This is a genomic window from Neobacillus drentensis (genome assembly GCF_036962765.1).
GTDB classification, from domain to species: Bacteria; Bacillota; Bacilli; order Bacillales; family Cytobacillaceae; genus Neobacillus; species Neobacillus drentensis_C.
In genome coordinates this window covers 1-12,206 of record NZ_JBALOS010000011.1, presented here as the reverse complement: position 1 = coordinate 12,206, position 12,206 = coordinate 1, and the positions used below count along the sequence as shown (strand labels likewise).

Sequence of the window (12,206 nt, the reverse complement as noted above, 5' to 3'; positions counted from 1 at the left end):
GCTCCTTCTATTTGTTGTCCTTGACTTTCGCAGCAATTCTCTCTAAGCCTTTAGTTGCTGGTTTGTAAAGCGGATCATACGTTAAAGCCTCTTTGAAAAATTTTTCTGCTTCCTTATATTCACCTTGATCTTCTGCCACTCTGCCAATTTCCGTAATAACATCTGTGTTAGTAGGCATGATCTTAAGGGCCTCTTTAAGAGATTCATTTGCGTCTTTATACATCTTCAAATCTCGATATACCATACCAAGTAATAAATGGGCTTTAAAATTACGAGGTCCAAGTTCAACTGCCTTCTGGGCCTGCTTTAATGCATCGTTGTATCTTTCTTCATCGATATAAACGAGACCAAGGTTGAAATAGGCTCCAAAGTATTTGCTGTCAAGATCGGTTGCAACTTTCATTTGCTTGATTGCATCATCGTTATCACCTTTTAAAAAGTAGGAGTATCCTAAGTTTACACGGTGCTCAGGATTATTCGGCTCTGAGTCCACTAATCCTTGATAATAATCAATCTGTTGATCGATTCTTGCTTGATCTGTTTTAGACCATAAAAATTGATCACTTATATAGTAGCCTGCACCTAAGCTTACGACTAAGGTAGCAACTAAGATTAATAAAGCTTGCCATTTAGTAAAATACTTATTTTTTTCCTTCTTGAACTTCGTTCTTTCATTTATTTCTAGTTCTGGATTGATTGGCAGCTCTTTCGCTTCCATAATATCCACCTCGAATTTCGCTAGTTTTTTCAAGATAACCTCTGATCAAGTTGTTAGGTAAGGAAATATTCCTAGTAAGCCCGATCAGAGATAACGATCACAGATATTGATAAATAAATAGAAAACTATTGCTTATGACAATTTTCACAACTTGGTTTAGAATGGCAGGTGTAGCACTTCGCTGATGGTCCTTGCACTCCATCCAATGAAATCGGATGTCGTTCCTTCCAACCCTGCTTTTGACTATGGCTGCTTGGATGACACGAAGAACAAACTACCTGATTACCACCTGGTGTATTAGTTTTTTTCGTATCATGACACGCTTTACATGTTTCTTGGCTTTTGTTAGCAATGGTTCCATGATTTTTGTAAAAATTACTATCATGGCTGGTTGGCCGCTTTTTATGACAATCTTGACAGAAAGTATTTTCTTTTGCGTAGTTATAATGGTTCTTTTGTTTAGCAAGTGCATTATCCTTATTAAGGAAACTTGCCACCACTGATACATCGCCATAACCTTCTAACGGTTCTTTGGACATGTCACTATGACACTGGTTACATTTCTTTAAATTCTCTGCAGCTTGCTTTCCGTGTGTTTTAGATTTAAAACCCGCTTCTTTATGGCTTTTTGGAACCATTCCTGTTTTATGACACGCTGAACATTCATTTGTTACTTTACGAGCCTTATGACAATCTATACAGGTGTCCATATCTGGACGTGTAAATTTTAAATCTGCCATTGCCGATGTACCGGTTTTACTATCCCATTTATCGTAATCTGTTTGGAAAGTCATTTTCCGATCAGCAATTTTGCCATGGGCTATACCGTTATGACATTGAATACATTCAATATCTTTATTTTTATGTTTATCATGAGGAATGATAATGTCTCCAGATGCTGTGATCTCCCGTTTCGAAACATCGTGACATGACTCACAGGCACTATCAGGTATTTCCTTTGGCATTCTGATAGGAGCGGTGTATGTCTGTGTTGCTTTCTTATACGCCTGCATTAATCCGTTTGCTTTGGCTTTAGCATATTCTTCTGTACCCGAGCCTATATGACACTTAACGCAATCCACTTCGCTATGTGTGGACGCCTTCCACGTATAATACTCCGGCTTCATCTCATGGCATGAGGAGCAGAAACTTGAACTGGAAGTAGTTTCTACTCCTATTAGTCCTAATGAGAAAAAGACGAGGATAAATAGCAATGCTACTGTTAAATATTTATATACCTTGTAGCGAGTCCGTGGAGGGGAGATCTGATCCTTGATTTCTTTTTCCATTATTTACCCTCCTCTAGAACGATTTCCGTTTATTTCTTATCATCTTTAAAGCCAGTTCTATGACAGTATTGGCAATAAACATCTGTTGGTGCTTTTGCATTAGTTGAGTCTGCTTTTGGTTTATCACGGTCATGGCAAACAAAGCATTCAGCTTTCTGGTCACTTGTTTTGGCCCTAGATGCATGCGCAGTCAACCATTGATTGCTTTCCCCATGTCCAGAGGGACGATCAGAGTGACAGGCACTACAGAATTTATTCGTACGTGCTTGTTCTTTTGCAAGTGTTACGTTTGGTGTATACTTCACTTTTTGATTACCCATTTTAAGAAGTGAGATGATGTCTTCTTTTGGAATTTCCCTTACCCATTTTGAATCTTGGTGACAGTTCATACATTTATCTAGTTGTTGAACAGCAGTACCGCCGTGATTATTGCCCCAATCAACATTTTTATGCGTTTTAGGAATTTCAGTTTTTTTGTGACAAGTTTCACATTCCATTGAAACCTTAACATCTTTCTTTTGCTTTCCGATCGCTTGTAAAATGATATCTTGCGTTTTTTCATCGTGCGCGGCAGTTACTTCCTCCGCATTTTCGCCTTCTGTGGTTGATATTGTTGCCGTTTCTTTTGTTGCTTCAATGTCATTTTCTTCCAGTTTTTTCTCGACTTCTTCCGGATTAACCGGTACGTTATAAGCTGGATCTTTCCAAGGCTTTTCGCCGTTATTTACTTTGTCATGGCAGTCAATACACGTACCCATGTTAGGTCTCACGTATTTCTTTTCCATTAATTTCTCCGCACTCTTTACAGTCCATTTGCCGCGAACTTCTTCGACGTTGATCCCGCGGGTTGCCATCTTAGCGTGAACAACACCGGCATGACAGGTAATACAAGGAATATCTTTTTCGATATGGCCTTTATGGTTAACCTTTAGGTCTCCAGATGCCGTAACAAGACGGTTCTTTGAGTGACATTGCAAACAGTTTTCGTTCGAAACGGCCTCTTCTTCGGTTTGAACGATTTGTTCAGGAACACCCGTTACATGGTAGTACACTTCTTTCATTGATTTCATTTTGTGGGTAATCATATTGGTAAAACCAGGCTTGATATGACACTGTACACATGTTATCTGGTTGTGAGCACTCGCTGTATAGGATGAATACTCTGGTGCCATTTCGTGACAGCTCGCACAGAATGTCGGAGAATTAGTTAATGAAAGAACCCCGTATCCTCCACCAAAAACAATGATACAACCAACAAGGGAAACAAACAGTAATTTCCACCTGTTCACTGGATTCTTCCAGTCAATCCCTCGAAACTTTCCCCATAATCCGCGAATCAGGCCAACTTTTTTTCTATCTTCTCTACTTTCGGGATCTATATTTTTATTTTTTTTCCCCCATATGGCCACATAATTCACCCTTCCCATTTTGGATTCTTTATCTATTTATTTTCCATATTAACCTCTCTAAAGGTAGTATCTAACATTGTGAAAGTATAATCCAATGTACAAATTGTGAATAATTTTTCATCCATGCAGAAGAGATGATTTCCCCTAAAAACAATATATAAACATTGTTATTTATAGGGTTTATTAACACTACAACGGCGTTAGTAAATGGGAGTGAAAATGAATTTTTATACAAAAATACGAACTATTATTCATCTATCCTACCAATTTATAGACTCTTATTTCTGGTTGAAATGAATTCTCATAATCACGCCATCATTCTGTCATATTTGACGAAAAATCGAACTTAGAGAAACTTGCAATTTGATTAGTTTGACATCGAAGGAAATATAATAGTAGATTGGACGCAATCCTGCTTCCTTCTAACATTGTTGTCACTGTTTGGAGGAAGTGGTAAGATGGAAAGGGAAATTATCGAATATTTTTGACAAGGTTTTTAAGTTACGAACTTATTGACTCTCAGGTAAAAGGAGCGTTCATCAGATATGGGGATTTTAAATAAAGTGTTTGATTTGAACAAACGCGAACTGAAGCGGCTAGACAAGCTTGCGCTAAAAATTGAAGCACTGGCCGAAGAAACAGGAAGATTGACGGATGAACAGCTGCGTGAAAAAACGGAAGAATTCAAGTCCCGTTATCAAAACGGCGAAGCATTGGATGATTTACTGGTTGAAGCGTTTGCGGTTGTTCGTGAAGGTGCCCGCCGAGTACTTGGCTTGTATCCGTACCATGTTCAGCTAATGGGAGGGATTTCCCTTCACGAAGGAAACATTTCGGAGATGAAAACTGGGGAAGGTAAAACGTTAACTGCGACGATGCCCGTTTATTTGAACGCACTTTCTGGTCGAGGTGTTCACGTTGTTACTGTCAACGAATACTTAGCAAGCCGTGACGCCGCCGAAATGGGTGAATTGTATCAATTCCTAGGTTTAACTGTTGGATTGAATTTAAATAGCATGGATAAGGAAGAAAAACAAGCAGCATATGCCACTGATATTACGTACGGAACGAATAATGAATTTGGTTTCGATTATTTGCGTGATAACATGGTCCTCTATAAGGAACAAAAAGTACAGCGCCCACTTTTCTTTGCAGTTATTGATGAGGTTGACTCGATTTTAATCGATGAAGCGCGGACACCGTTAATTATTTCCGGATCAGCACAAAAGTCGGCTGTTCTTTATATCCAAGCTAATGGCTTTGTCCGGATGCTTTCAAAGGAAACTGATTATACCTACGATGAAAAAACAAAGGGTGTAATGTTGACTGAAGAAGGAATTAGTAAAGCCGAAAAAGCTTTCGGTATTGATAACCTTTTTGACATGGCACACGTTACCTTAAACCATCATATTAATCAGGCACTTAAAGCAAATGCCAGCATGCACCTTGATATTGACTATGTCGTTCAAGACGGCGAAATAGTCATTGTTGACCAGTTCACTGGCCGTTTAATGAAGGGCCGCCGTTATAGTGAAGGCTTGCACCAAGCCATTGAGGCAAAAGAAGGACTCGAAGTTCAAAACGAAAGTATGACAATGGCAACGATTACGTTCCAAAACTACTTCCGGATGTATGAAAAATTATCCGGAATGACTGGTACGGCAAAAACGGAAGAGGAAGAATTCCGTAACATTTATAACATGAATGTTATCGTTATTCCTACGAATCGACCAATTGCCCGTGATGACCGTCCTGATTTAATTTACTCTTCCATGGACGGTAAATTCCGTGCCGTTGTTGAGGATATCGCTGGGCGTCATCAACAAGGACAGCCCGTACTTGTTGGTACAGTTGCAATTGAAACGTCTGAGCTTATTTCTAAGTATTTAGTGAAAAAGGGTATTCGCCACAATGTGTTGAACGCAAAAAACCATGAGCGCGAAGCTGAAATCATTGCTGAAGCAGGTCACAAAGGAGCCGTTACAATCGCGACTAACATGGCTGGTCGTGGTACTGACATTAAGCTTGGCGAAGGTGTATTAGATTTAGGCGGACTTGCTGTTATAGGTACAGAGCGACATGAAAGCCGACGGATTGATAATCAGCTCCGTGGACGTTCCGGACGTCAAGGAGATCCTGGTATTACTCAGTTCTATTTATCGATGGAAGATGAACTGATGCGCCGTTTTGGTTCAGATAATATGAAAGCAATGATGGAACGACTTGGCATGGATGATTCCCAGCCAATCCAAAGTAAGATGGTGTCAAGAGCGGTTGAATCTGCGCAGAAACGCGTTGAGGGCAACAACTTTGATGCTCGTAAGCAGCTCTTGCAATATGATGATGTGCTTCGCCAGCAGCGTGAAATTATCTACACTCAGCGTGATGAAGTACTAGAATCTGAAAATCTTCGCGAAATCGTTCAGAAGATGATCATGAACTCTATCGAGCGGAATGTCGATGCCCACGCTTCTCGTCATGAGGATGAAGAAGAATGGAATCTGTCAGCGATTATCGATTATGTGAATGCCACTCTTTTACATGAAGGCGATATCACGATGGATGACCTGAAAGGAAAAGATCCAGAGGAAATCCGTGATACCATTTTTGCAAAAGTGAAGGAACGTTACGAAGAAAAAGAGCAGCTTCTCTTCCCTGAGCAGATGCGTGAATTTGAAAAAGTGGTAACGCTCCGTGCGGTTGACTCCAAATGGATTGACCATATTGATGCGATGGATCAACTTCGCCAAGGTATTCATTTACGTGCCTACGGTCAAATTGATCCGCTTCGTGAATACCAGCACGAAGGTTTTGCGATGTTTGAGGCAATGATTCAATCAATCGAGGACGAGGCAGCCATGTATATCATGAAGGCTGAAATCCGCAACAACCTTGAACGTCAAGAAGTAGCAAAAGGCCAAGCTGTGAATCCAAAAGAAGATGGAGAAGCCGTTAAGAAAAAACCAAAAGTGAACCAAATTGATGTGGGCCGTAATGATCCATGTATTTGTGGAAGCGGCAAGAAATATAAGAACTGCTGTGGGGCAGGGAAATAAGTAGAATGGCAAGAGCCGGCGACTTCGATCGCTGGCTCTTCTTTGTTAATCGTGGACTTGTAGATAAGTGGCGGAAAATTGTTGATATCTTCTGAAAACTTGTGGATATCCACTGTATATTTTTGTAGATATCCACTAGGGCTCCCCTTATTGTGGATATCATTTACAGAATTGTGTGTAAATTTCATTAATTTACGATTACCCACATGTGGATAACTATTCATCAAATTTAAAACAAGCATCTCTTACCTAGAAGGGATGTCTGATTTGATCAATTTTTATAATAAGCATTCTATCAGTGGATTTCGGTGTCTATTTAGCGAATTGCGACATTCAATCAGATGATTTCCGCATCCTATCAGCGAATTCCAATTACTGAGCCATGTATCGAGACCTTACCATGCAGCTATGGCCCCGTCTGTCCGTGCTTCTGTTCCCCCCATCAATACGCCAGTCTCTGGGTCGCGCCAAATAATCTGTCCGCGTCCAAAGTTGCCTGTGTCGAGGGCCACTTCAATTTGATGGCCTTTCCGAACAAGGGCTTGCGCAAGATGATTCGGGAAATGCGGCTCTACTTCTACCTTCTTCCCTTCGATCCATTGCCATCTTGGTGCGTCGAGAGCAGCCTGTGGATTTAAACCAAAGTCGATGGTATTCATGATTACCTGCAGATGCCCTTGAGGCTGCATATAGCCGCCCATCACTCAAAACGGTCCGACTGCCTTATCACCCTTTGTTAGAAACCCGGGAATAATCGTTTGATACGTCTTAGCCCCAGGCCGCAATGCATTTGGATGGTCAGGATCCAAAGAGAAATCAAACCCGCGATTTTGTAACGCAATCCCGGTGACTGACACCACGATACCGGAGCCGAAGCCCATGTAATTGCTCTGAATAAATGAGACCATGTTGCCTTGACCATCTGCCGCGGCGAGGTAGACGGTGCCCCCACGTGGCAGGCTGGCAGGGAGTCGGAACCAACGCTTCATCAACGATCTCACTGCGTCTGGAATCGCCATACTCATCAGAAAGTACGTCAGCTAGGTTCATTTTCATAAAATCAGGGTACGTGATGATCGCTTTCACGGCATCAATAGACAATTGCTTCGGCGCAGGGCAACTTGCATTTAAGCCATGGAGTTTACCCTTGGTCCAGACTAGTGCAAGGCATCCCCCCCCGATCCCGTTTGAGGTCGGCTCCAGAACGGTTAAGGCCGCAACCGTGGCAAAATTGCAGCATCAATGGCATTCCCGCCCTATTTGAGAATATCCAGTCCTGCCTGAGCCGCAAGCGGTTGAGAGGTTGCTACCATTCCGTGATGAGCGAACACGGTTGTGCGCTGTGATGGGTAGGGATGGTACTGAAAATCATAGTCCATGATTGCCACTTTCTTTCTATAAAAATAGTTATATAAGATTCTATCGAAAAAGTTGCTTTACTATATATAAAAAAACGCTGACCCTAATAAAGGAGCAGCGTTTTCTTTCTCATATAGGTTTAATGGGCTTCGATTAAACCATATCGGCCGTCACGACGCTTATAAACAACGTTGGTACGATGTGTGTCTGCATTTGTAAAGACATAGAAACTATGGCCTAGCATGTTCATCTGCAAGATAGCCTCTTCGCTGTCCATTGGTTTTAGGTCGAAGCGCTTGGTACGAACTAATTCTAATTCATCTTCGTCTAAGTCATGCACTTCTGTGTTTTCCGTAGTTGCAAATGTAATTGGAAAGTCACCTTTTTCGCGGAATTTGCGATTTACTTTTGTTTTGTGTTTGCGAATTTGACGCTCTAGTTTATCAGTTATCAAGTCAATCCCGGCATACATGTCAACATTTGTTTCTTCAGCTCGAAGAACTAGTTGTGGAAGTGGGATCGTTACTTCTACTTTAGAAGTTTTATCTTGATTGAATCTAAGATTCACATTTACCGTTGCATCAGGTGATTCTGTAAAATAGCGTTCCAATTTAGCGATTTTCTTTTCAACATACTCTCTAATTGCTGGAGTTACCTCAATGTTTTCACCACGAACGTTGTATTTCATGTGTGGATTCCTCCTTTAGTTAAGGCTATGTAATAACATTTCTATTTTACCCTATGATTATCCTGCTAAATCAGAACAAAAATTTTGTCGATTTATTGACAAAAACTAAGGGAATATAGTGACAATGTTTTCAACAACCTTTGACACCCATAGGTATTTTTACTAATATGAATGGTTATTCAAATTAATTGTAATCTTTAATGGGACAACTTTCCAGAAAAATGCGTAAAGATTAGGCTAAATGGATGTTAAAACGAATGGGGGATTATGGGTGGGGGGAACCTTCCCGATTCCCCTGCTTTCGTTATCGTGCAAGTGTGAGGGATTGAACGCCTTTTGCCCCCGCCTCTTTTAACAGTTTTGCAGCGTGCCTTAGTGTGGAGCCCGTTGTATAGATATCATCAATTAGAATTACTTTCTTTCCGGTTAAGGTACCCTCATGGTGAACCTGAAAGACCTGAGGAAGATGAATCCGCTCCGATCTAGATTTTTTCGATTGCTTTTCAGCGTGGATTCGGCTGAGCATATTCGCAGGGGGAAAGCCTGCTTCTGTTAGGAGGGCCGCGGCTTGATTAAAGCCCCGCTCATATTGCCGTTCATCGCTTAATGGAATGGGCACTAACAGGTCAGGTGCTAATTCACTAATCTTCCCTCTGAAGACTTCTGCAAAAATCTTTGCCAGTACATAATCGCCGCGAAATTTAAATTTTGCCACAACCTCTTTTAAAAAATCATTGTAGACATATAGAGAATCATTTTTCTCAAGGGTTCCTTGCCAGTTTGCGTCTTCCTCCCAACGGAAGCAATCATGGCACACATCGCCATTGCGAAATTGCTCCTCGACATGGCGCAGCGGACGGCTGCAAATTCGACATACTTCTCCAGTGATTTTTTCTAACTTTCCTTCACATACGGGACAAATGAGAAGTTCTTTTTCAACTGAGAAAATGGCTGTCCAGCCGATGCTTGGCCTTATCTGTTCATTACAGATAAGGCAGCGGTCTTGGTAGAATTGATTCATTTTTAAGCTCCTCACTCTTTTCATTTATCGATCAAGTCCCTTTGGAACCCTTCTCGGTTCATCGAGACGATTTGTTTTCTTGCCTTTACCATCTCTTCAGTTTTTCCATGATGAAAAAAAGTCACGATCCCCTCTGGATGATCCTTGCTCCTCCCCGCTCTTCCGGCAATCTGAACGAGCGCACTTTCTGAAAAAGTGGCATCTTCGGCCCCAATCACAGCGACGTCAATATTGGGGAAAGTGACGCCTCGCTCAAGAATGGTCGTCGTCAACAGTAAAGGAATTTCATTGGAACGCATTCTCTGAACTTTTTCTTTGCGGTCAGGGTCTTCGGCATGGACAGATTCTATCGATGCCGCCAATGGACGAAGGATGGGGAGCGCTTTTTCCATCAAAAGGATATGTGGGAAAAATACTAAGGCTTGTTTGTTCGCATGAATCCGCGCCATTATCCAGCGAAGGACGTTGGGCGGGAGTTTATTTTTTTGCAACTGCTTTTGCCAGTTACCGCACCATTCAAATTCGGGTACTGGGAGTGGATGGCGATGGAAACGAGCTGGGATAGTGGTAAATGCTCGTTTTCCTGTCCGGCAATCCCTTTGCCATTTTTGATTGGGGGTGGCAGTCAGGTAAATCATGGCGGAAGACGGTTTTCGCGCCTGAATGGCGGCATACTGGAGGGATTCTTCGACAGTATATGGAAAGGCATCTACCTCATCTAATATAAGCGAATCAAAAGCCTGGTAAAAGCGAAGCAGTTGATGGGTGGTTGCAATGGTGAGGGGGGCATAGTGATGGCGGTCCTCACTTCCGCCGTAAAGGGAAGCTACTTTTATTTCCGGGAAGGCAACTTTCAGTCTAGGGGTGAGTTCTAAGACAACATCGGTCCGTGGAGTGGCAATGCAGATTCTTTTTTTAGCAGCAAGTGCAGCCTCGATTCCGGCGAATAGAACCTCCGTTTTCCCTGCCCCGCAAACAGCCCAGACTAGGTGTTCTTGATTATGCAAAATGGCATCTACCACATGGTCTGATGCATCCTGCTGCCCCTTTGAGAGCGTCCCCCGCCATTGTTTGATGGTTTCAGGAAGTTTGGTATCAGGCACCGGCCCACTCCAGCCAATGAGAGCCGTGCAAGCGCTAATCCTACCCATCATGATGCAATGACGGCAATAGTGACAGGTTTCACCACATCGTGAGCATGGAAAGGCGGCAAACCAGTGCGGGTCCTTCATGCCGCAACGGGTACAGACTGGCTTTTTCCCCTCGTAGTGGATTCCTTTCCGGTACGTTATATAGCCATTTTCATAATGAACCTGCACTTCCTCGATAGGAAAGGGAATATCTTCTAGGAGGAGCTGTTTACCAGTAAGAAGCTGCTGCAGGTCATGGTTATAGGAGAAATTTGGATTAAGCGGCGGCTGAGGGATGTTCGACAGTTTCGAGATGGGGAAAGAATCTCCTTTTATGGTACTTGGGACTAACATGTCATTTTTTATCATAAAACGCACAGGGTCACCTTCTCTGGACAGAGATAATAGCATCGATCTTTTGTTCTGCCCGTTGTTTTCAAGTTTAATTTATGAAGTATTTTTTGAGTGGTATTAGGAGATGGGAGATGCAGGAAGACTTTAACTTCTTGGTTAGTGATCGTTTGCTTATATAAGTAGAAGTAGTCACTGAGGGCTTTTAGGATGGCATCTTTTGATATGGTCTTGCAGACGGGGCAAATCCAATTCCCTCTTTTGTAATTCATCGGAATATAGCTGCATTCTTTATTCGGACAGCAAACACCACTGCGAATATCTTTTTCGGTCAGATTGTATTCTTTTAAAATGTTAATAGGCCTGGGACAATGTTGGTCGAAGAGTAGTTTCGCAATCTTCTCCATCGTTCCGTTGTTAATCTTTTCTTGCTGATACGTTTGTTCCATCCTCTCAATTTTATTAAAAAGGTCTCTTCCCTTACATATTTTGCTGAAATCTGTTTTGTCACCAGAATTTGTTTTCAAGATGGTGCTGGTGCTTTTGAAAAAAATTAAGGTGTCTACTGGGAGCAGGTTGCAATGGTTTTTAATTAACCAATTGCGGAGAAGGGATTGAAGTCGTTGGCATTGAACACGCGGGTCCTCGAAAGATTCTTCTGATCCATCCTCATTTGTACGGATTAGCTGCTTAAAGGTATTATCAAAGGTTAATGTACCAGCAATGTTTTTGGCTTCGATGATTAGAATGTAGTGCTTGGAGAGAAGAAGGGTGTCGAATTGAAAGTGAATGCCGTTGAATTGAAGTTGGAGGTCGTGGAAGACGAGGTATTTATCATGGTGTAGTTCTTTGACGTAATTAGCCAGTGCTATTTCGCCCCAGTATCCAGCCCATCGTTTGGCCAGGTCTTTTTCTATCCCTTGATATTTGCAGTGGCCGATTGTTAAGCGAACTTTTAGAATTTCGATTAACAATATCCTTTGTGGGAGTGTTAATCCTTTCATGATCAAATTATTCGTCAACTCCTTTATCTTTTTTGAGAAATTTCTACAAAGATTGAAGAAATTCCTGCTAATTTGGCAAATTTTTTTTACGAGTTTTAGTCATTTAGTAGGCTTGAATTCTTTTTGGTAGAGAGGATTCTTCCGATTTGGCCTGGGATTCCGCCGTTTGTTGGAATTATTC

Annotated in this window: 8 protein-coding genes and 1 pseudogene; 1 reads left to right on the top strand and 8 read right to left on the bottom strand. The window is 41.8% G+C overall.

The annotated features are described in order from the left end of the window. Positions 1-7: 7 nt before the first annotated feature. From V7137_RS02650 to V7137_RS02640, 3 genes are all read right to left on the bottom strand, one after another. The gene (locus V7137_RS02650; RefSeq protein ID WP_335696624.1) at positions 8-718 is read right to left on the bottom strand and encodes a tetratricopeptide repeat protein; all 711 of its coding nucleotides are present in this window, start codon (positions 716-718) and stop codon (positions 8-10) included. Between the two features lie 125 nt (positions 719-843). Continuing rightward, a complete protein-coding gene (locus V7137_RS02645) occupies positions 844-2,007 on the bottom strand; it encodes a cytochrome c3 family protein (RefSeq protein ID WP_335696622.1) in 1,164 nt (387 codons plus the stop codon). Between the two features lie 29 nt (positions 2,008-2,036). After that, positions 2,037-3,296 carry a NapC/NirT family cytochrome c gene (locus V7137_RS02640; RefSeq protein WP_335696621.1) on the bottom strand — a complete coding sequence of 420 codons (1,260 nt, stop codon included), beginning with the start codon at positions 3,294-3,296 and terminating at the stop codon, positions 2,037-2,039. Positions 3,297-3,961: 665 nt separating this feature from the next. Between V7137_RS02640 and secA the strand changes: the two genes are divergently transcribed. Further along, positions 3,962-6,472: a preprotein translocase subunit SecA gene (gene secA / locus V7137_RS02635; protein ID WP_335696620.1), complete on the top strand. Its 2,511-nt coding sequence runs from the start codon at positions 3,962-3,964 to the stop codon at positions 6,470-6,472. Positions 6,473-6,867: 395 nt separating this feature from the next. On the opposite strand, the pseudogene V7137_RS30600 reads toward secA, so the two are convergent. The 5 genes and pseudogenes from V7137_RS30600 to V7137_RS02605 form a co-directional block, all read right to left on the bottom strand. After that, positions 6,868-7,851, bottom strand: a pseudogene (locus V7137_RS30600) (gamma-glutamyltransferase). A gap of 119 nt (positions 7,852-7,970) precedes the next feature. Beyond that, on the bottom strand, positions 7,971-8,519 hold the full coding sequence (gene hpf, locus V7137_RS02620) for a ribosome hibernation-promoting factor, HPF/YfiA family (RefSeq protein ID WP_335696619.1): 549 nt from the start codon (positions 8,517-8,519) through the stop codon (positions 7,971-7,973). Between the two features lie 304 nt (positions 8,520-8,823). After that, on the bottom strand, positions 8,824-9,540 hold the full coding sequence (locus V7137_RS02615) for a ComF family protein (RefSeq protein ID WP_335696618.1): 717 nt from the start codon (positions 9,538-9,540) through the stop codon (positions 8,824-8,826). Positions 9,541-9,560: 20 nt separating this feature from the next. After that, positions 9,561-11,048, bottom strand: a complete 1,488-nt coding sequence (locus V7137_RS02610; RefSeq protein ID WP_420490077.1) for a DEAD/DEAH box helicase — start codon at positions 11,046-11,048, stop codon at positions 9,561-9,563. Continuing rightward, positions 11,036-12,025: an NERD domain-containing protein gene (locus V7137_RS02605; RefSeq protein ID WP_335696652.1), complete on the bottom strand. Its 990-nt coding sequence runs from the start codon at positions 12,023-12,025 to the stop codon at positions 11,036-11,038. The genes V7137_RS02610 and V7137_RS02605 overlap by 13 nt, the downstream gene beginning before the upstream one ends. Positions 12,026-12,206 lie beyond the last annotated feature (181 nt).